General features: G+C 74.3%; 16 protein-coding genes. 7 read left to right on the top strand and 9 right to left on the bottom strand.

Features of this window, described 5'->3' with window-relative positions:
• Positions 1 to 18: 18 nt before the first annotated feature.
• The 7 genes from secA to mtrA all read right to left on the bottom strand — a co-directional run bounded on the left by secA (position 19) and on the right by mtrA (position 10,717).
• Positions 19 to 2,997, bottom strand: a complete 2,979-nt coding sequence (secA, locus tag CLV28_RS12430) for a preprotein translocase subunit SecA (RefSeq protein WP_100423639.1) — start codon at positions 2,995 to 2,997, stop codon at positions 19 to 21.
• Positions 2,998 to 3,181: 184 nt separating this feature from the next.
• Positions 3,182 to 4,453, bottom strand: a complete 1,272-nt coding sequence (locus CLV28_RS12425) for a winged helix-turn-helix domain-containing protein (protein WP_100423638.1) — start codon at positions 4,451 to 4,453, stop codon at positions 3,182 to 3,184.
• A gap of 87 nt (positions 4,454 to 4,540) precedes the next feature.
• Positions 4,541 to 5,173 carry a ribosome hibernation-promoting factor, HPF/YfiA family gene (gene hpf, locus CLV28_RS12420; protein ID WP_100423637.1) on the bottom strand — a complete coding sequence of 211 codons (633 nt, stop codon included), beginning with the start codon at positions 5,171 to 5,173 and terminating at the stop codon, positions 4,541 to 4,543.
• A 197-nt stretch (positions 5,174 to 5,370) separates the two neighbouring features.
• Positions 5,371 to 6,270 carry a ComF family protein gene (locus tag CLV28_RS12415; protein ID WP_239073230.1) on the bottom strand — a complete coding sequence of 300 codons (900 nt, stop codon included), beginning with the start codon at positions 6,268 to 6,270 and terminating at the stop codon, positions 5,371 to 5,373.
• A 256-nt stretch (positions 6,271 to 6,526) separates the two neighbouring features.
• Positions 6,527 to 8,263, bottom strand: a complete 1,737-nt coding sequence (locus tag CLV28_RS12410) for an LpqB family beta-propeller domain-containing protein (RefSeq protein WP_100423635.1) — start codon at positions 8,261 to 8,263, stop codon at positions 6,527 to 6,529.
• Positions 8,263 to 10,029 (bottom strand): MtrAB system histidine kinase MtrB, encoded by a 1,767-nt coding sequence (mtrB, locus tag CLV28_RS12405; protein ID WP_239073229.1) that lies wholly within the window; start codon positions 10,027 to 10,029, stop codon positions 8,263 to 8,265. Before mtrB ends, CLV28_RS12410 begins: the two co-directional genes overlap by 1 nt.
• A 4-nt stretch (positions 10,030 to 10,033) precedes the next feature.
• On the bottom strand, positions 10,034 to 10,717 hold the full coding sequence (mtrA, locus tag CLV28_RS12400; RefSeq protein WP_100423634.1) for an MtrAB system response regulator MtrA: 684 nt from the start codon (positions 10,715 to 10,717) through the stop codon (positions 10,034 to 10,036).
• A gap of 331 nt (positions 10,718 to 11,048) precedes the next feature.
• Between mtrA and CLV28_RS12395 the strand changes: the two genes are divergently transcribed.
• The 6 genes from CLV28_RS12395 to CLV28_RS15585 all read left to right on the top strand — a co-directional run bounded on the left by CLV28_RS12395 (position 11,049) and on the right by CLV28_RS15585 (position 17,011).
• A complete protein-coding gene (locus tag CLV28_RS12395; protein WP_100423633.1) occupies positions 11,049 to 12,356 on the top strand; it encodes a glycerophosphoryl diester phosphodiesterase membrane domain-containing protein in 1,308 nt (435 codons plus the stop codon).
• Positions 12,356 to 13,045: a DUF4129 domain-containing protein gene (locus CLV28_RS12390; protein ID WP_239073237.1), complete on the top strand. Its 690-nt coding sequence runs from the start codon at positions 12,356 to 12,358 to the stop codon at positions 13,043 to 13,045. The genes CLV28_RS12395 and CLV28_RS12390 overlap by 1 nt, the downstream gene beginning before the upstream one ends.
• Positions 13,042 to 14,241, top strand: a complete 1,200-nt coding sequence (locus CLV28_RS12385; RefSeq protein ID WP_239073228.1) for a DUF4350 domain-containing protein — start codon at positions 13,042 to 13,044, stop codon at positions 14,239 to 14,241. The genes CLV28_RS12390 and CLV28_RS12385 overlap by 4 nt, the downstream gene beginning before the upstream one ends.
• Entirely contained in the window at positions 14,238 to 15,395 is a 1,158-nt protein-coding gene (locus CLV28_RS12380; protein ID WP_100423632.1) for an AAA family ATPase, read from the top strand. The genes CLV28_RS12385 and CLV28_RS12380 overlap by 4 nt, the downstream gene beginning before the upstream one ends.
• A 2-nt stretch (positions 15,396 to 15,397) precedes the next feature.
• Positions 15,398 to 16,690 (top strand): DUF58 domain-containing protein, encoded by a 1,293-nt coding sequence (locus CLV28_RS12375; protein WP_100423631.1) that lies wholly within the window; start codon positions 15,398 to 15,400, stop codon positions 16,688 to 16,690.
• A gap of 162 nt (positions 16,691 to 16,852) precedes the next feature.
• On the top strand, positions 16,853 to 17,011 hold the full coding sequence (locus CLV28_RS15585; RefSeq protein ID WP_157802638.1) for a hypothetical protein: 159 nt from the start codon (positions 16,853 to 16,855) through the stop codon (positions 17,009 to 17,011).
• A 19-nt stretch (positions 17,012 to 17,030) separates the two neighbouring features.
• Here CLV28_RS15585 and CLV28_RS12370 read toward each other — a convergent pair whose 3' ends face one another.
• A complete protein-coding gene (locus tag CLV28_RS12370) occupies positions 17,031 to 18,020 on the bottom strand; it encodes a stage II sporulation protein M (protein ID WP_100423630.1) in 990 nt (329 codons plus the stop codon).
• Between the two features lie 65 nt (positions 18,021 to 18,085).
• Here CLV28_RS12370 and CLV28_RS12365 point away from each other — a divergent pair, with 65 nt between their 5' ends.
• On the top strand, positions 18,086 to 18,910 hold the full coding sequence (locus CLV28_RS12365; protein WP_100423629.1) for an RDD family protein: 825 nt from the start codon (positions 18,086 to 18,088) through the stop codon (positions 18,908 to 18,910).
• Positions 18,911 to 18,950: 40 nt separating this feature from the next.
• Here CLV28_RS12365 and ahcY read toward each other — a convergent pair whose 3' ends face one another.
• Positions 18,951 to 20,486, bottom strand: coding sequence for an adenosylhomocysteinase (ahcY, locus tag CLV28_RS12360; RefSeq protein WP_100423628.1), 1,536 nt, complete (start codon positions 20,484 to 20,486; stop codon positions 18,951 to 18,953).
• Positions 20,487 to 20,527: the final 41 nt, after the last annotated feature.

The raw sequence follows: 20,527 nt of genomic DNA, 5'->3' as shown, positions 1-20,527 counted from the left end.
GATCGGGTGGTCGCGAGGTCAGGCCTCGTTGGCCCCGTGGCACACCTTGTACTTCTTGCCCGACCCGCACGGGCACTGCGCGTTGCGCGGAGTCCCCGGGAAGGTGCGTCCGTCGCTCTCCGCGGACGCGGCCTCGCCGTGCAGGGCACGGCGCGCGTTGCGCGCCCCCTCGCCCGAGACGACCGCGACCCCGGTCCCGTCCTCGCTGGGCGCCGAGTAGGACAGCGGCGTGCGGCGGGCCGGGCCGTCGATGCCCTTGGCGACCAGGACCGGCGCGGCAGGGGCCGGCTCGGGCTCGGCGACCGGCGCGGCAGGGGCAGGCTCGGCGACCGGCGCGTCCTCGACGGGCGCGTCGACCGGCTCGGCGGCCGCGCCGCCACCGGTGCCCGCACCGCTCGCACCCGCACCCGCACCCGCACCCGCACCCGCACCCGCACCGAAGAGTCCGGCACCGGACTGCGCCGTGGCGGCGGCCGAGGCGGCCGTCACGGGTGCGTCCTCAGGCTCCGCGACCTTGACCTCGAGGTTGAACAGGAACCCGACGGACTCCTCCTTGATGGCGTCCATCATCGCGTTGAACAGCTGGAAGCCCTCGCGCTGGTACTCCACGAGCGGATCGCGCTGCGCCATCGCGCGCAGCCCGATGCCCTCCTTGAGGTAGTCCATCTCGTAGAGGTGCTCGCGCCACTTGCGGTCGAGCACCGAGAGCACGACCCGACGCTCGAGCTGACGCATGTTCTCGGAGCCGAGCTGCTCCTCACGCTCGGCGTAGGCGTGACGCGCGTCCGAGACGATCTCCTCGACGAGCAGCTCGCGCGAGACGGCCCCACGGCCTCCCGCGGCCTCGACGAGCTCGTCGACCGTGATCGAGATGGGGTAGACCGCCTTGAGCGCGGTCCACAGCTCCTCGAGGTCCCAGTCCTCCTGCGAGGCGGCGCCGTCGACGTACCCCGACACGACGTCCTCGATGAAGTGCTGGACCTGCTCGTGCAGGTCCTCGCCGCCGAGCACGCGGCGGCGCTCGTCGTAGATCACGGTGCGCTGGCGCGAGAGGACGTCGTCGTACTTGAGGACGTTCTTGCGCGTCTCGAAGTTGCGCGCCTCGACCTGCGACTGCGCGCTCGCGATGCCTCGCGTGACCATCTTGGACTCGAGCGGGACGTCGTCCGGGAAGCCCGCACGGTTCATCATCGACTCGGCGAGACCCGAGTTGAACAGGCGCATGAGGTCGTCCTGCATCGACAGGTAGAACCGGGACTCGCCCGGGTCGCCCTGACGGCCCGAGCGACCGCGCAGCTGGTTGTCGATGCGACGCGACTCGTGCCGCTCGGTGCCGAGCACGTAGAGCCCGCCGAGGTCCTTGACCTCGTCGTGCTCGGCCTTGACCGCCGCCTTGGCGGCCTCGAGGGCCTCGGGCCACGCGGCCTCGTACTCCTCCGGGGTCTCCGCCGGGTCGAGCCCGCGCGCCGCGAGCGCGTCGACGGCCATGAACTCGGCGTTGCCGCCAAGCATGATGTCCGTGCCTCGGCCGGCCATGTTCGTCGCGACGGTCACGGCGCCCTTGCGACCTGCCTGCGCGACGATCGCGGCCTCGCGCGCGTGCTGCTTGGCGTTGAGCACCTCGTGCGGGACGCCCTGCTTCTTGAGCTTGGAGCTCAGCAGCTCGGACTTCTCGACGCTCGTGGTGCCCACGAGCACGGGCTGGCCCTCGGCGTGCCGCTCGACGATGTCGGCGACGACCGCGTCGAACTTGCCCTCCTCGTTCTTGTACACGAGGTCCTTGCCGTCGATGCGCTGGGCAGGACGGTTGGTCGGGATGGGCACGACGCCGAGCTTGTAGGTGCCCTGGAACTCGGCGGCCTCGGTGTCGGCGGTACCGGTCATGCCGCCGAGCTTGTCGTAGAGCCGGAAGTAGTTCTGGAGGGTGATCGTGGCGAGCGTCTGGTTCTCGGCCTTGATCTCGACGCCCTCCTTCGCCTCGATCGCCTGGTGCATGCCCTCGTTGTACCGACGCCCGGCGAGGATTCGACCGGTGTGCTCGTCGACGATCATGACCTCGCCCTTGAGCACGACGTAGTCCTTGTCGCGCTTGAAGAGCTCCTTGGCCTTGATCGCGTTGTTGAGGAACCCGATCAGGGGCGTGTTGAGCGACTCGTACAGGTTGTCGATGCCGAGGTAGTCCTCGATCTTCTCGATCCCGGGCTCGAGCACGCCGACCGTGCGCTTCTTCTCGTCGACCTCGTAGTCGGTGCCGACGTCGAGGCGGCGCACGACCTTCGCGAACTCGGCGTACCAGCGGTTCGTGTCGCCCGCCGCGGGGCCCGAGATGATCAGCGGGGTGCGCGCCTCGTCGATGAGGATCGAGTCGACCTCGTCGATGATCGCGAAGTTGTGCCCGCGCTGGACCAGCTCGTCCATCGACCACGCCATGTTGTCGCGCAGGTAGTCGAAGCCGAACTCGTTGTTGGTGCCGTACGTGATGTCGGCGGCGTACTGCTCACGACGCTCGGCCGGGGTCTGCCCCGAGACGATGCAGCCCGTCGTCATGCCCAGGAACCGGAACACGCGGCCCATGAGCTCGCTCTGGTACTTCGCCAGGTAGTCGTTGACGGTGATGACGTGCACGCCGTCGCCCGAGAGCGCGTTGAGGTACGCGGGGAGGGTCGCGACGAGCGTCTTGCCCTCACCCGTGCGCATCTCGGCGATGTTGCCGAGGTGCAGGGCGGCGCCGCCCATGAGCTGCACGTCGAAGTGCCGCTGCCCGAGCGTGCGGCGCGAGGCCTCGCGAACCGCCGCGAACGCCTCGGGGAGCAGGTCGTCGAGCGACGTCCCGTCAGCGATCCGGCGGCGGAACCGCTCGGTCTCCTCCCGCAGCTCCTCGTCGGTGAGCTCCTCGAAGCTCGGCTCGAGCCGGTTGACCTGGTCGGCCAGCCCCGACAGCTTCTTCAGGATCCGGCCCTCGCCGAAGCGCAGGGCCTTCTCGAGGATGGAAGGCACTCGGATCTCCCGTGTCGATCGCGCCCACGGCCGGTCGGCTGCGCGGCGGGTGCGCCGCGGCCCCCCAGGAGGTCACCCACGTCACACCACAGACCATCGTAGGGCCGTTCGGCCCTTCTCCCGGACGCACGCTCGCCCCGTTCGCTCTCCGGCGAACCACCGCGGCCCGCGGGAGGGCGCCCGATCACTCCGGCGGGGTCCCGCGATCCACCGTGCCGAGGCTCGCGAGCGCCCCGGCGAGCGACGGCGCGAGCGCGCCCCGGGGCGTGACGTCGACACGGGGCAGCCCGAGCCAGTCCGCGAGCACGCGCAGCTCGGCGGCGAGCGCCTCGGGCGTGTCCGGGCCGGCGGTGGGTTCGGGGTGGGCCGAGAGCACCTCGAGCGTCCCGGCGCGACGGTCGGCGCGCAGGTCGACGCGTGCGGTGATCCGCTCGCCCTCGAGGAACGGGAGCACGTAGTAGCCGTACTCGCGGCGTGCGGCCGGCACGTAGATCTCGATCCGGAACCGCACCCCGTGGAGCCGCTCGAGCCGGACGCGCTCGAACACGAGCGGGTCGAACGGGCTGAGCAGCGTGCGCGCGGTCGCCGTGCGCGGGACCTTCGCGTCACGGTGCAGGTAGGTGCGCGCGTCCCAGCCCTCGACACGCACGGGGGCGAGCGTGCCGTCCTCGACGAGCTCGTCGAGCGCGGTGCGCACCGCGGGTCCGCGCAGCCGGAAGTAGTCCTGGAAGCACCGCACCGTGCCGACCCCGTGTGCGCGCGCACCGATCTCGAGCAGCCCGCGGACGGCGTCCGCGTCGCTCACCTCGCCCAGCGCGGCGGGCGGGACGACCCGCTCGGCGAGGTCGTAGGAGCGCTCGAACGACGCCGTGCGCCGCGCCGCGGCGATCTCGCCCGTGAAGAACAGGTGCTCGAGCGCGGTCTTCGCCACGCTCCAGGCCCAGCCCCACGCGGACCGGTCGGGCACGTGCACGTGCCCCTCGGCCTCGAGCAGGGCACGGACCTCGGTCGCCGTGACCGGGCCGTGCTCGGTCACGACCTCACGCACCCGCGCGACGACCTCGGGGTGCGAGCGGACGACGTCACGGATGCTGCCCCATGCCTCCGCCTCGACCCGGCGGCGCCGCCACGAGAGCAGCCGGTACGTCGCGGGCGGCACGTAGGAGGCCATGTGACCCCACGTCTCGAGCAGACGCCGCGGGGCCCGCTCCGTCGCCCGGTCGAGGAGCGCGGGGTCGTACGGGCCCAGACGCGAGTAGAGCGGCACGAGGTGCGCCCGGGCGAGCACGTTGACCGAGTCGATCTGCAGCACGCCGATCCGGTCGACCACGCGCTGCAGGTCGGCGATCCCGGGCGGCCGGGTCGGTGCGCGACCCGGCCCGGCGCGACGCGGGCGGGCGAGACCCTGCGCGGCGAGCGCCGTCCGACGGGCCTGGGCGATCGAGAGCGTCTCCACACGACCATCGTGGACCCGACCACCCACAGGCAGCACACGGGGCCCCGGTGCGCGCGTCGCGCACCGGGGCCCCGTGGTCGGGTCAGGTCAGTCGCCCGCGCACGACGTGTCGAGCGCGATCACGCCGTAGCTCCACCCACGGCGCCGGTAGGCGACCGAGGGGCGGTGCGTCTCCGCGTCGACGAAGAGGAAGAAGTCGTGCCCGACGAGCTCCATCTCGTAGACCGCGTCGTCGACGCTCATGGTCGCCGCGCTGTGCAGCTTCTCGCGGATGACGACGGGCGAGTCGCCCATCTGGCTCTCGACGGCCTCCCCCGGCGTGGCCGGGTGGGTCGGCGCCTCGGGCTCGGGGGCCGGGGCGTCACGGTCCGGGTCGAACGGGCGCACGTCGACGGGCGGCTGCACCGCGTTCTTGCGGTGGTCCTTGCGGCGGTCGCGCGACCTGCGCAGCCGCTCGGCGAGCTTCGTGGTCGCCAGGTCGAGGGCCCCGAACCGGTCGTCCGCCGCGGCCTCGGCCCGCACGACGGGCCCCTTCGCGCGGACGGTGAGCTCGACGCGCTCGCGCACGTCGGCGAGTCGGGGGTTGTTCTCGTGGGTGATCTCCACGTCGATGCGCTGGGCGGTCGGTGCGAGCTGCTCGAGCTTGGCGAGCTTCTCCTCCACGTGCCGACGGAACCTCTCGGGAACCTCGGTGTGCCGGCCGACGACGACGATCTCCATGTGAACCTCCGCTACTCCGCGGGGCCCGGATGTCGGGCCGTCCCGCGGGGGTCTGTGGGCCTTCTCGGCCCGATGTCTGGTGCGGCGGCACCTTGCCGGGTGCCGGTGCTCATCACCTCCCCGGCCCGCGCGTGGCGGCCCCTCGGAACGTCGGTGCCGACCCGCCGCGGTCCCCCGGGCGGCTCGACAACCCCAGGTTAACCCCCGGTGGCCGTCGGGGTCGGACGACGCGGGGCGGCGACGGGCGAAACGCCGTCCAGACCCCCGAGAAGTGGCCGCTGACCTGCGGATTCGTCTCTGTGTGAACCTGGTGGAGGTGTCGCGGCGAGCACCACCGCGCCGACCACCTCGGCCCCGGCGCGGCGCAGCGCGGACTCGCACGCGGCGAGCGTTGCCCCGGTCGTCAGGACGTCGTCGACGAGCAGGACACGGGAGCCCCGGAGCCGCGTGCGGGCTCCCCGCCGCACGGCCACGCCGTCGGCCACGTTGTGGGCGCGCGCCCGCGCGCCGAGACCCACCTGGTCGCGGGCCCGGACGCGGCGCAGGGCACGGAGCGCACGGGGTGCCGCCGTGCGCGCCATGGTGGGGGCCACGGTGCACGGCACAGTGCACGCCAGGGTGCGCGCCAGCGTGCTGGCCGCGGTGCGGGCGAGGCTGCGGGCCACGGCGCGGGCCAGGACGTCCACGGGCGACCGTCCCCGCTGCCGCACGGCCGCGGCCGTCGACGGCACCGGGACCACGACCAGCGCGGGCCCGCCGGCGTGCCCCGCGTCGAGCGCGCAGGACGACGCGCGCGCGACCGCCGCGGCGAGGACGCGGTCGAGGTCGGCCCGGTGCCGGTCCTTCCACGCCACCACCACCTCGCGCACCGCGCCCTCGTACCGCGCCGCGCGCCACACGGGCAGCGGCGGGCGTCCGTCGCAGCGGTCGAGCCGCGGGGCGTCCTGCTCGCAGCGCTCGGGCGGACGTCCCAGGAGGGCCGCGCACGGAACGCACAGCACGACGTCCGCGACACCGCAGCCCGCGCAGGCGACGGGAACGACCAGACGGCCGAGCGTCGTCGCCCAGCCCCCGACGACCGCGAGCACTCCAGCCACGATCAGCCCAGGACGAGCGAGCAGCCCGGCACGAACGATCGGACCAGGATGGAACAGCAGACCAGGATGAAAGAGCAGACCGGGACTGCCAGGGCGCACGCCGTCCCGAGCACTCGCCGCCTCGCTCGCCCGTGTCTTCCCCACCGTCACGGGCCGATCCTGCCCCGCCCGGCACCACGCCCGCCGGACGACGGAGCCCGGCCCTGCGTCGTCCGCGGCAAGGCCCGCCTGTGGACGACCGTCGCGGGGCGGGACGTCAGCGCTGGTAGGTCACGATCGTCACGCCGTCCGCGACGGGGCGCCACACCGTGCCCGAGCCCGAGCGTCCGGACAGACCGCCCGAAGCGTCGACGACGAGCAACGTCGCGAGACCGTTCGCCGCCGCGATCGACCGCGACCCCGCGACGACCGCGAGCGTCACCGAAGGTCCGCCGACCGGGAACACCCGGACCGTCTCGTCGCCGTCCTTGGGCTGCTCGCCGAGCACCGCGACGTCGGTGTCACCCGCCCACCGTGCCTCGCGCGCCGAGACGAGCGCCGGCCCGATCTCGACCGGCTCGGACAGCGCGACGGGGACGTCGTCCGCGTCCCGCACGATCCCCGCGACGTTCACCTCGACCCCACCCGGGCCCGACGAGACCACGACCGCCCGCGCGCCCTCGGCCGAGACGTCGATCGACGTGACCGATCGCGCGGCGAGCCACGGGACGTCGACGGGTCGTGCGGTGCCGTCCGCACCGAACACCGTGACCGTCCCGTCCCCCTGGCCCGTCCACGCCCACCCGAACCGGTCGACGCTCGGGGTCGCGACGTCGTCCGCCCGCAGGAGCTCGGCACGGCCGTCGCCCGCGAGCCGCAGGATCCGGTCCGTGCCGTCACGCAGGTACACCGACGCGTCGGCCGGCTCGCCCACGAGGTCGCCGTCGACCGCGATCCCCGTCGGGTCGAAGCCCGCGAGCGGCGGGGCCCCCTCGATCGCCGACAACGTCGAGCCGTCGAGCGACATGAGCGCACCGTCCGAGACCGCGACGGGCGTGGCGTCCGTCGATGCGAACCGCGGCGTCCCGACGTCCGGGATCACGAGCGCCGCCCCCGCCGACGTCAGCGCGACCGAGCGGATCGGCTCCTGCGTGCGCGGGTACGAGTTCACGAGCGTCGCCTCGATCTGTGCCTGGAGCAACGCCCTGTCCTCGGGCGCGGCGTCCGTGACGGACGAGCTGAGGTCCACGGCGGCGACGCCGTCGTCGACCGGGACCGACCCGACGAGCGTCGTGCCGGGGGGTGCGACGTTGAGCACCGAGTCCTGCATCCACGTCGCGGGCCCCGCGAGCAGCGCCTTGACCGCGGACGTCGACCAGGTCACGTTCCGGGGAAACCAGCGCTCGTCCGGCACGAACTGCGCACGGTCCGAGGTCGCGAAGTACAGCACCGAGCGCTGGAACGAGTTGTCGAAGTCCGTCGTGGGGATCAGCAGGCCGTCCTCGAGCTGCGAGATGCGCCAGCGCCCCGCGTCGTCCTGCGTCAGGGTGTACGACAGGTCGAGGGTCGAGCCCGGAGACTCCTCGGTGTACACGCCCGAGGAGTCGATCGTCCCGACGACCGTGATCTTCCCGGTCACCGTGGTGCGGCCCGAGTCCAGCGTCGTCTCGTCGACGTCGAGGCCCGCGTCGCCCGTGGTCACGTAGACCGACGTGTACGGGGACCACGACTCCGCGTCACCCGTGAGGAACGACTTGGCGACGTCGAACGTCCCCGTCGGTGCGCCCTGCAGCGCCGCCTGGAAGCCCTCGACGATCTGGACCGGGGTCGCGTCGTCCCGCGGCGGGTTGGGGTTGTAGTACAGCTGGCTCACGGGCTCGGGCGACGCCTCGCCGTCGATCACCGGACCCGAGGTCGGGATCTGCGTGCACGCCGCGAGCGCGAACGCCGCGACCACCGAGGTCGCGGCGGCCGCGAGCCTCGCCGCGCGTCCGGGACCTGGACGACGGGACATCACGACACCTCCTGGTCGCCCGACGGGTCGGCGACGTCGTTGATCGTGGGGAGAGCCGTCGGGCTCGCGTGGTCGGGCACGGCGGGCGCCGTGACGTCGTCGCCCGCGAGGTCGAGGCCGCGGCCGTCGGTCGGCTCGTCCGGCGCGAGCGGGAGCGGGGAGCCTGCGAGCACGATCCCGGCGCGGCGCGGCAGCGTGAGCCGGAAGCTCGACCCCTGACCGAGCCTCCCCCACGCCTCGAGCCAGCCGCCGTGCAGCCGTGCGTCCTCGAGCGAGATCGACAGCCCGAGACCCGTCCCGCCCGTCGTGCGGGCGCGCGCGGGGTCGGCGCGCCAGAAGCGGTCGAAGACCCGCTCGACCTGCTGCGCCGTCATGCCGACGCCGTGGTCGCGGACCACGACGACCACGCCCTGCGCGTCCTCGCCGACGGTGATCTCGACGGGCTTCTCCTCCGCGTGCTCGATCGCGTTGACCACGAGGTTGCGCAGGATGCGCTCGACGCGCCGCGCGTCGACGTCGGCCGTCGCCGCGACGTCGCCCAGGTGCACCGAGAGCCAGACCCCCTTGCGCTCGGCGAGCGGCAGCGCGTGCTCGACGACGCGGTCGACGATCTCCCGCAGGTCGCGGCGCTCGGCGTCGAGGGACGCCGCGCCCGCGTCGAACCGGCTGATCTCGAGCAGGTCGGCGAGGAGGTCCTCGAACCGGTCGAGCTGCGTCTGCAGCAGCTCGGCCGAACGCTTCTCGACCGGACCGAACTCGTCGCGGCCCTCGTAGAGCATCTCGCTCGCCATGCGGACCGTCGTCAGCGGGGTGCGCAGCTCGTGCGAGACGTCCGAGACGAACCGGCGCTGCAGCATCGAGAGCGCCTCCATGCGCGTGATCTGCTCCTGCAGGCTCTCGGCCATGCCGTTGAACGACCGGCCGAGCGTCGCGAGCTCGTCGTGCCCCCGCACCACGAGCCGCTCGTCGAGGTGCCCGTCGGCGAGGCGCTCGGCGACCCGCGCCGCGCGCCGCACCGGATCGACCGCGAGCCGCGTCACGATCCACGTGATCACGCCCAGCAGCGCCACGAGCAGGACGCCGCCCACGAGCAGCGACCCCTGGATGAACTCGAGCGTCTCCTGCTGGGGCTCGAACGAGTAGAGGTAGTAGAGCTCGAAGGTGCCCGAGCTCGGGATCGTCACGGCCGTGCCGACCACGACGCCCGGGATGGGGGTCGTCCCTGGCTCGGCGGTCGTGGGGACGATCGCGACGGACTGCAGCACCTGCGCGACCTCGGAGTCCTCGTCCGCGGTCGCGATCGTGGCCCGCCGCATCTCGGGCGTGATGACGCTGTCGTACTGGCGTGCGGTGCTCACGTCCACGACCGACGACGGGATCGCCTCGGGGCTCCACAGGAACACGTCCCGGCTGCTCGACGCCCCCGACTGCAGCTGGAACACCATGTCGTTGAGCAGCTGCTGCAGGTCGGCGCTCGTCGTCGGGCTCGCGGCCTCGAAGGTCGAGCGCGCCTGCGCCGACGACCGCGCGCTCTCGGCGTCGACCGCCGCGAGGCGCTGCTCGAACAGGCCGTCACCGATCGACGTCGACAGGTACGCACCGAGCGCGGCGACCGACGCGATGCCGACCACGAGCGCGGACGTGACGATCCGCAGCTGCATCGACGACCGCCAGCGCCGGACCGCGCGCGCACCCATGAGGCGCACCCGGCGCCACAGCTGCTCGGCGAGCGAGCGCGGCCGACGCGACCCGCCGGGGGCGCTCATGCGCTCACCCGCGGACCGCGCCCGCCTTGTACCCGACGCCGCGGACCGTCAGCACGATCTCCGGGTTCTCCGGGTCGTGCTCGATCTTCGAGCGCAGGCGCTGGACGTGAACGTTGACCAGGCGCGTGTCGGCCGCGTGCCGGTATCCCCAGACCTTCTCGAGCAGCACCTCGCGGCTGAACACCTGCCAGGGCTTGCGGGCGAGCGCGACGAGCAGGTCGAACTCGAGCGGGGTCAGCGAGATGGTCTCGCCGCCACGGCTCACGCGGTGACCCGGCACATCGATCTCGACGTCCCCGATCGACAGGACCTCGGGGGCCGGCTCGTCGGACCGGCGCAGCCGCGCCTTGATCCGCGCGACGAGCTCCTTGGGCTTGAACGGCTTGGAGACGTAGTCGTCGGCGCCCGACTCGAGGCCGAGGACGACGTCGACCGTGTCGCTCTTGGCCGTGAGCATGATGATCGGCACGCCCGACTCGGCGCGGATCAGGCGGCACACCTCGGTGCCGTCCTTGCCCGGCAGCATCAGGTCGAGCAGCACCAGGTCGGGCTGGCTGCTCCGGAACGCCTCGAGCGCGAGGTCGCCGTCCGCGCAGAACACGGGGTCGATGCCCTCGGACCGCAGGACGATCCCGATCATCTCTGACAGTGCCGTGTCGTCGTCGACCACCAGAACGCGAAGCTTCATGCGCCTTATCTTGCCATCGCCCGCCCGAGTCGGGGCGCAGGTCGCCCCCAGGTCGCGTCGTGGGGTCCGCGGTCGCGCCCGACGCCGTCCCCGCGCAGGCCCGCGGCCCCCGATGCACGACGACGGGCCGTGGGCGGATCCCTTGACGCGGCCGCGCCCCGTACTACCCTGGGCGCACGCCTCGGGAGGTCTCCTCCCGCGACCGGACGACCGCACGAACCCGACGGCTGCAGCACCGCAGCACCACGCCGACGGGACCTCGTGGGACGCTCCTCGCGCCCGACGGCGGGCCGACGCCCGCCGACGTCCGCCGAACCGAACAGGACCCGCCATGACCACGCCTCCGGACGAGCCGACGCCGGACGTCCCGCAGACGCCACCGCCCGCCCCGGAGCCCGGTGCGTGGGGCGAGGCGCCCCGAGGGCCGGTCGGGTACGGGCCCTCGGGGTCGCAGCCCGGACCGCGCTACGGCGCGCTCGCCGAGCCCGGGGCGCCGACCTACGGGGGCGGGACCTACGGGGGCGGGAACCCCGACGCGGGCGACGGTGCGCAGGGCCAGCCGCAGTACGGGCAGCCCCAGTACGGCCAGCCGCAGTACGGCCAGCCGCAGTACGGGCAACCGCAGTACGGCCAGCCCCAGTACGGGCAACCGCAGTACGGCCAGCCCCAGTACGGCCAGCAGCCCCACGGAGCGCCCGTGCCGCCGCCGGTCTACCTCGACGCCGCCACCAAGCCGGGTGTCGTCCCGCTGCGTCCGCTCGGGCTCGGCGAGATCCTCGACGGCGCGTTCGGCACGGTCCGTGCCAACCCGCGCGTGATGCTCGGGCTGCCCGCCCTGCTCCTCGCGGTCGTGACCGCGGTCGGCGCGCTCGTCGCGTACCTGTTCTCGGGTGCGGTCTCGCCCTGGGCCGTCGACCTCGAGGACGCGGTCGGGATCCCCGGCTACGCCGACCTGATCATGCAGGACCTCTACCCCGCGATGGTCCAGAGCTGGTTCCAGGTGCTCGCCACGCCCCTCGTCACGGGTGTGCTCGTGCTCGCGGTCGGCGACGCGGTCATCGGCCGGCGCGCCGCACCCGGGACGGTGCTGCGTGGCGCGTGGAGCCGCTTCGGCGCGCTGCTCACGTTCTCGATCATCCAGCTCGTCGGCACGGTCCTGCTGTGGGGGGTCGTCCCCGTGCTGGCCGTCTGGGGTGCGGTCGTCGCCTGGGGCGACGGTGGGCTCCTGCTCCTCCTCGTGCTGATCCCCGCGCTCGCCGTGGTCACGGTGTGGATCGCCGTGCGGCTCCTGCTCGTGCCCCCGGCGCTCGTGCTGGAGCGGCAGAAGCTCGGCCCGGCGATCGGTCGCGGCTGGCGCCTGAGCCGCGGCTCGTTCTGGCGCGTGCTCGGCATCTACCTGCTCGCGGCGATCATCGCGTTCGCCGCCGCGGCCGCGCTCTCCATCCCGTTCAGCGTCGTCTCGAGCCTCGTGCCGTCCGACGCGGTCGCGATCGTGGTCGTCCAGGTCGGCAACCTGGTCACGTCGATCGTCTCGACGGTGTTCGTCGGGGCGATCACCTGCCTGCTCTACATCGACGTCCGGATGCGCCGGGAGGGCCTCGACGTCGAGCTCGCCGCCGCGGCACGCGACACCCCGTGATGCTCGCCGCCGGGGGGAGCGCGTTCGGTGCAGGGGCCGGGGTCGTCGCGCGCGTGCTCGCCGACGTGCCCGTCGACCCCGACGCGCCGACCGCGCGCACGTGGGCGCGCGAGGAGCTCGCGCAGCCGCAGTACGCGCACGGCGAGTCGATCCTCGACCGGTTGATCGCCTGGTTCCAGGGGTTGTTCGACGGGGTCGGCGCCGCGCCCGCCCTCAGCACGCCCTCGGTCGTGCTGCTCGTCGCGATCCTCGTGACGGTGCTGGTCGTCGCGTTCGCGCTGGCCGGTCGCGTGCGCCGCACCGCACGCACCCGCCGGTCCGCGGCGGTGCTCGCGGACGACGACCGCACGAGCGCAGACCTGCGCCGTGCGGCGGACGACGCGGCCGCACGCGGCGACTGGGACACGGCCGTGCTCGAGAGGTTCCGGGCCGTCGTCCGCGCCCTCGAGGAGCGCACGGTGCTCGACGAGCGCCCGGGCCGCACCGCCCACGAGGTCGGGCTCGAGACCCCCCGCCGGCTGGACGTCCCCCCGGGGACCCTCGACGCGGCGTGCGCGCTCTTCGACGAGGTCTGCTACGGCGAGCGGCCCGCGAGCGCGCACGACGACGCCCTGGTCCGCGAGGTCGACGCGCGCCTCGCGGACGCGCGCCGTCGGCGCGCGGTCGAGCGTGCGGAGGTCGACGCGTGAGCGCGGTCGTCACGACGGGGGGCGCGGTGCGCGTCGTCGGTGACGGGACGACGGCGCGCTCGCGGGGCGCCCGACGGTGGCGTCGCGCCCGTGGTCCGCTCGCGGTGCTGCTCGTGGTCGTCGTGCTGACGGCGCTCGTGGTGCTGCTGCCCGCCCCGAGGTCGCTCGAGCCGTACTCGCTCGACAGCGCGGAGCCGGACGGCCTGCACGCGGTCGCGTCGATCCTGGAGGACCAGGGGGTGCGGATCCGCAGCGAGGACTCCCTCGGTGCGGCGGTGCGCGCGGCGAAGGCCGGGAGCACGCTCGTGGTGGCGCCGGGAGACTTGTGGGACGCCGACGCCGTCGCCGCGGTCGCGGCCGTCCCCGCGGACCTCGTGCTGCTCGAGCCGAGCAGCGAGCTCCTCGACGCCGCGACGGACGGGCGCGTGAGCACGACCTACGGGTGGGGCGGGTCGGCGCTGCGCGACGCCGGCTGCGACGACCCGGACGCGACGGCCGCGGGACGGGTCCCCTTCTCGGGCGCGGGCCTCAACTCGGCCTCGCCCGACGTGACGCTCTGCTTCTCCGCGTCCGGCGAGGGAGCGTCGTACGCGGTCGACGCGACGGACGGCCGGACGGTCCGCGTCGCGGCCGACGCCCTGTTCATGACGAACGGCGAGCTCGGCGAGAACGGCAGCGCGGCCCTCGCGCTGCGCATGCTCGGCCACACCGAGGACGTCGTGTGGTACGTCCCGGAGCCCTTCCTGACGTACGGCGGCGGCGTCAACGACGACCCCGGGCCGGGCATCCTCCCGCCGGCCTTCTGGCCCGCGATGCTGCTCGGCCTCCTCGTGGTGCTCGTGCTCGCCCTGTGGCGTGGCCGTCGTCTCGGCCGCGTCGTGACCGAGGACCTCCCGGTCGTCGTCCGACCCACCGAGACGACGCTCGGCCGGGCACGGCTCTACCGCCGGGCGGGAGCGCGCGGCCACGCCGCCGCGGGCCTGCGGGCGCGGTCCGCGACCCGCCTCGCCGCACGGCTCGGCCTGCCCCGCAGCGCGGGCGCGGCGCCCGTGGTGGACGCGGTGTCGCGGGCGAGCGGTCGTCCCGGCACCGAGATCGAGGACCTTCTGTACGGCCCACCCCCCGCCGACGACGCCGCGCTCCTCGCGCTCGCGCGCCGGCTCGACCTGCTCGAGAGCGAGGTTCACCCGCTGTGACCCACCACGAGGCCCCCGGCCCGCAGGAGCCGAGGCCGGCTCCCGCCCCTGCACCCGCACCCGCTCCGGAGAGCGGGTTCGCACCCCCGCCGGCCGCACCGGCGCCCGGGCCCGCACCGGCGCCCGCACCCGCACCGGCGCCCTCGCCCGCTGCACCCGCCGCGCCTGCCGCCACGCCAACGGCACCCGCGGGGGACGACGCCTCGGCGGCGCTCCGCACGCGCCTCGCCGCGGTCCGTGCCGAGGTCGGCAAGGCCGTCGTCGGCCAGGACTCCGCGGTCACGAGCCTGCTGATCGCGCTCCTGTGCCAGGGGCACGTGCTCGTCGAGGGCGTGCCCGGCGTCGCCAAGACGCTCCTGGTCCGCTCCCTCGCGGCGTCCCTCGACCTCGGGACCAAGCGCGTGCAGTTCACGCCCGACCTCATGCCGGGCGACGTCACCGGCTCGCTCGTCTACGACGCGCGCACGGCCGAGTTCTCGTTCCGCGAGGGCCCGGTGTTCACCCACCTGCTCCTCGCGGACGAGATCAACCGGACCCCGCCCAAGACCCAGGCGTCGCTGCTCGAGGCCATGGAGGAGCGCCAGGTCACGGTCGACGGCACGCCCCGGCCGCTGCCCTCGCCGTTCACGGTGATCGCGACGCAGAACCCCGTCGAGTACGAGGGCACGTACCCGCTGCCCGAGGCCCAGCTCGACCGGTTCCTGCTCAAGATCGTGCTGCCGCTGCCCGAGCGCGAGCAGGAGGTCGAGGTGCTGGCGCGGCACGCGGCCGGGTTCGACCCCCGCGACCTGGCTCGTGCGGGCGTGCGCGCCGTCGCGGACGCCGACGTGCTCGCGCAGGCGCGCGCGCAGGTCGCGCAGGTGCAGGTCGCGCGCGAGGTGCTCGGCTACGTCGTCGACGTGTGCGCGGCGACGCGTCGATCGCCGTCCCTGTCGCTCGGGGTCTCGCCCCGTGGCGCGACCGCGCTGCTCGCGACCGCGCGCGCGTGGGCGTGGCTCTCGGGCCGCACGTTCGTGACGCCCGACGACGTCAAGGCCCTCGCCCTGCCGACCCTGCGCCACCGCGTCCAGCTGCGTCCCGAGGCCGAGCTCGAGGGCGTGACCGCCGGGTCCGTGCTCGAGACGGTCCTGGCCGCCGTCCCCGTCCCCCGCTGACGATGGTCGTCACCTGGCGCGCCGCGGTGCTCGCGGCGGCGGGCGCGGTCCCGCTCGCCCTCTGGCCCGTGCCCGGGACCGTGCTCGTGTGGGCCGTCGTCACCGCGCTCGTGTGCGCGGTCGACGTGGCCATGGCCGCGTCGCCCCGCCGGGTCGCGGTCGAGCGACGAGTCCCGCCGTCGGTGCGGCTCACGGAGGCGTCGACCTCGACGCTCGTGCTCGAGAACCTCGGACGTCGCACGGTGCGCGGGGTCGTGCGCGACGCCTGGGTCCCCTCGGCGGGCGCGCACGCGAACCGTCACCGCCTGGACCTGCCGCCCGGCGAGGCCCGCCGGGTCGTCACGCGCCTCGAGCCGGTGCGGCGCGGCGACCGGCACGCCGACCGCGTCACGGTGCGCACCCTCGGCCCGCTGCGGGTCGCCGGACGCCAGGCGTCGCTCGACGTCCCCGGCCGGCTGCGCGTGCTGCCCGAGTTCGCCTCGCGCAAGCACCTGCCGAGCCGGCTGGCCCGGCTGCGCGAGCTCGACGGTCGCGCAGCCGTCCAGGTGCGCGGCGAGGGCACCGAGTTCGACTCGCTGCGCGAGTACGTCGTCGGTGACGACGTGCGCTCGATCGACTGGCGCGCGACCGCACGCCGCAACGACGTCGTGGTCCGCACCTGGCGGCCCGAGCGCGACCGCCGGGTGCTCGTCGTGATCGACACGGGCCGCACCGCAGCCGTGCGCGCGGGCGACGGCCAGCGCATCGACGCGTCGATCGAGGCCGCGCTGCTGCTCGGCGCGCTCGCGGGACGCGCGGGCGACCGCGTCGGCCTGCTCGCGTTCGACCGCGGAGCACGCGCCCGCGTCGCGGGGGCGTCCGGCTCGCGGCTGCTGCCGGCCCTGGCCGAGGCGACCGCGGGCGTCGACGCACGACTGGTCGAGACCGACTGGCCGGGCCTGGCGGCGGCCGTGACCGAGCGGCTCTCGCAGCGCGCTCTCGTGGTGCTCCTGACGGCGATCGACCCCGCGGCCGCCGAGGCCGGGCTCCTGCGCGTGGTGCGCGGGCTCGCCGCCCGGCACACGGTGGTCGTCGCGGCCGTGCAGGACCCGGAGGCGGCCGCGCTCGAGGCCGCGCGCGCGACGAGCTCCGACGTCTACGACGCCGCCGCGGCGGCGCGCGCCGAACTCGAGCGCGACGCGACCGCCGCGCTGCTGCGTCGCGAGGGCGCGGAGGTCGTCGACGCCCTGCCCGACGACCTCGCGCCCCGGCTCGCCGACGAGTACCTCGCGCTCAAGGCCGCGGGGCGGCTGTGACGGACGGGACCTCGCCGGGCCTCGTCGCCGAACCTCGTCGCCGGTTCCGTCTCACGGCCCCGTCGCACGGCCGCGTCGCACGGCCAGGCACCGCCCGCACCGGTCGAGGCGCCTCGCGGTCGGGCGGGCGTGGGAGGATGGGACCCCGACGGAAGGACTCCCGTGGCCACGAACCGCCCGAGCCAGGCACGACCCACGACCCACGACGACCGCGACGGACGCGACGAGCGCGCGGCCCGTCAGCGCCGGATCGCGCTGATCGTCGTCGGTGCGATGCTCGCGACCTTCGTGATCCCGTTCCTCGCGATCGTCCTGCTCTGACGCCGCCCGCGCCGGGGGCTCACGCCGCGACGGGAGCCTCGTAGCCCGCCTCGTCCGGGTCCAGGTCGCCGGTCTCCCCCGCACGGGCCGCGCGTCGTCCGACCACGAGGACGTAGACCCAGAACAGCGCGAGCACGACCACGCCGATCGCGATCTTGAGCCACCACGCGAGCGACGAGCCGGTCACGAACCCCTCGACGAGTCCCGACACGCCCAGGACGAGCGCGAGGCCGATCGCGACCGTGAACAGCGCGCGCCCCTCCGCGGCAAGCGCGCGCCCGCGCGGGCGCGGGCCGGGATCGATCATCGTCCAGAACAGGCGCAGCCCTGCCGCACCCGCGACGAACACCGCGGTGAGCTCGAGCAGGCCGTGCGGCGCGATGAGGGAGAAGAACAGCGGCCCCTCGCCGTACGAGACCATCATGCCGCCGGTCGCCCCGACCAGGGCCGCGTTCTGCAGCAGCACGTACGCGGGCCACAGGCCTGTGATGCCGAACGCGACGCACTGCGCCGCGATCCACGCGTTGTTCGTCCAGACCGTGACCGCGAAGTCCGCGCCGGGCTCGTAGTAGGCCGCGAACGCGTCGTCGACGTACGCCTCGCGCTGGCTCGGGGTGCCCATCGCCGCGAGCGCGTCGGGCGAGGTCGCGACCCACGTGCCGACCGCGAGCGCGACGAGGCACGAGACCGCGATCACGCCGTACGACCACCAGCGGATCCGGTACAGGGCCGCGGGCAGCGAGAGGACGAAGAACCGGGCCACGGCCTCCCACGACGCCTCGTGCGTCCCGGCGAGGCGGCTGCGCGCCCGCCCCAGGAGCTCGGAGAGCTCGGCGACGAGCACCGGGTCGGGCGCGGCGGAGCGGACGCTCGACAGGTGCGTCGCGACGGTCTGGTAGAGGCGGACGAGCTCGTCGGCCTCGGCGCCGTCGAGACGACGGCGCGCGACGAGCACGCGCAGCCGGTCCCACTCGGCCCTGTGCACGGCGGTGTACGCGTCGAGATCCACGGCGCTACGATCCCACAGTCCGCCCGTGCTGGTCGGGCGCCTTCCACACCGAGGAGAGTTGCACCGTGCAGCACGGCATCGTGACGGGCGAGGGAGTCCTCCTCGACGCCCGGCCCGCATCGTTCGCGACCCGCGCCGTGGCGGGCGTGATCGACGCGCTGACCGTCGTCGCCGTGGTGCTCCTCCCGCTCGCGATCGCGCTCGCCGCGTACGCCCCGGAGAGCGCGTGGGAGGGCTTCGGGCCCGCGATCTCGATCCTGACGATCGTCCTGGTCACGGTCGCGGTCCCCACGACGGTCGAGACGCTGTGGCGCGGGCGGTCGCTCGGCAAGCTCGCGCTCGGGATCCGGGTCGTGCGTGACGACGGCGGTCCGGTGCGGTTCCGGCAGGCGTTCGTACGGGCGCTCGTGGGCGTGGGAGAGCTCTGGCTCACGGCCGGGAGCGTCGCGATCGTCGCGTCCTTGCTGCACCCCCGGGGCAAGCGCATCGGGGACGTCCTGGCGGGCACGTACGCCCTGCGGGTGCGCACGGGACGCACGACGGACGCGCCGCTCGTCATGCCGCCGTGGCTCGTGACCTGGGCGCAGGGCGCCGACATGCGGCGCCTGCCCGACGGCCTCGCGCTCGCCGCCCGGCAGTTCGTGGGCCGCGCGCCCCGGCTCGCACCGGCGTCGCGGGTGCGCCTCGCGGCCGACCTCGCGGGGCAGGTCGAGCGCTACGTCGCGCCCGGGCCGCCGCCGGGCACGCCTCCCGAGGTCTTCCTCGCCGCGGTGCTCGCCGAGCGCCGGCTGCGCGAGCACGCGGTCGCGCTCATGCACCAGGAGCAGGCCTCGCGCCAGTCCGCGTCGGTGCGCCGCCTGCCGCACGCCGTGCCCGACCCCGCCCGCTGAGCGGGCCGGGCCGGGCCGGGCGCCGTCGGTACCGGCGCCGTCAGTACCGGTAGTGCTCGGGCTTGTACGGCCCGTCGACGGGGACGCCGAGGTAGTCGGCCTGGCTCTTCGAGAGCTCGGTCAGCCGCACGCCGAGCGCGTCGAGGTGCAGGCGGGCGACCTTCTCGTCGAGGTGCTTGGGCAGGCGGTAGACCTGGCGCTCGTACTCGCGCTCGTCGGCCGGGCGCGCGGCGTCGGCCCACAACTCGATCTGGCCGATGACCTGGTTCGAGAACGAGTTGGACATGACGAACGACGGGTGGCCGGTCGCGTTGCCCAGGTTGAGCAGTCGCCCCTCGGACAGCACGATGATCGAGCGGACCGTGCCGTCGTCGTCCGCGGGGAACGTCCACTCGTGCACCTGGGGCTTGATCTCGACACGCTCGACGCCCGGGAGCGCGGCGAGGCCGGCCATGTCGATCTCGTTGTCGAAGTGGCCGATGTTGCCGACCACGGCCTTGTTCTTCATGCGCGTCATGTGCTCGGCGGTCACGACGTCCTTGTTGCCGGTCGTGGTGATGAAGAAGTCGGCCTCGCCGAGCACGTCCTCGATGCGCGCGACCTGGTAGCCGTCCATCGCGGCCTGCAGCGCGCAGATCGGATCGACCTCGCTCACGATCACGCGGGCGCCCTGGCCGCGGAACGCCTCGGCCGCGCCCTTGCCCACGTCGCCGTAGCCCGCGACGAACGCGACCTTGCCGCCCATGAGGACATCGGTCGCCCGGTTGATGCCGTCGGGCAGCGAGTGGCGGATCCCGTACTTGTTGTCGAACTTCGACTTGGTCACCGAGTCGTTGACGTTGATCGCGGGGAACAGCAGCGAGCCCTCGGCGGCGAGCTGGTACAGGCGGTGCACGCCCGTCGTGGTCTCCTCGGTCACGCCCTCGATCTGCTGCGCGACCGTGGTCCAGCGCAGCGGGTCGATCTCGAGCGAGCGGCGCAGGACGGCGCGCACGACGTTCATCTCGTCCGCGTGGTCGGGCTCGCCCGGGCGCGTGTCGGCCGGCACGGCGCCGAGGCGCTCGTACTGCAGGCCGAGGTGGACGAGCATCGTGGCGTCGCCGCCGTCGTCGAGGATCATGTTCGGTCCGTGCCGGCCGTCCTGCTCGCCCGGCCACACGAGGATCTGCTCGGTGCAGTCCCAGTACTCCTCGAGGCTCTCGCCCTTCCAGGCGAACACGGGCACGCCCTGAGGGTCGGACGGCGACCCGTGCGGCCCGACCACGATCGCGGCCGCGGCCTCGTCCTGGGTCGAGAAGATGTTGCAGCTCGCCCAGCGCACCTCGGCGCCGAGCGCGGTGAGCGTCTCGATGAGCACCGCGGTCTGCACGGTCATGTGCAGCGAGCCGGCGATGCGGGCGCCCGCGAGGGGCTTCGCCTCGCCGTACTCGGCGCGCAGGGCCATGAGGCCCGGCATCTCGTGCTCGGCGAGACGGATCTGGTGTCGGCCGGCCTCGGCGAGCGACAGGTCGCGCACCTTGTAGCGGCCGGGGACCTCGTCGAAGGGGTGCGCGGGGGCGTGCGCGGTCGTGGACATGGTTCTCCTCGGACTCGTGCGCTGGGGGCTCCCGTGTGCGC

It is taken from the genome of Sediminihabitans luteus, assembly GCF_002797595.1.
Taxonomy (GTDB): domain Bacteria; phylum Actinomycetota; class Actinomycetes; order Actinomycetales; family Cellulomonadaceae; genus Paraoerskovia; species Paraoerskovia lutea.
This window is presented reverse-complemented; position numbering and strand designations above follow the sequence as displayed.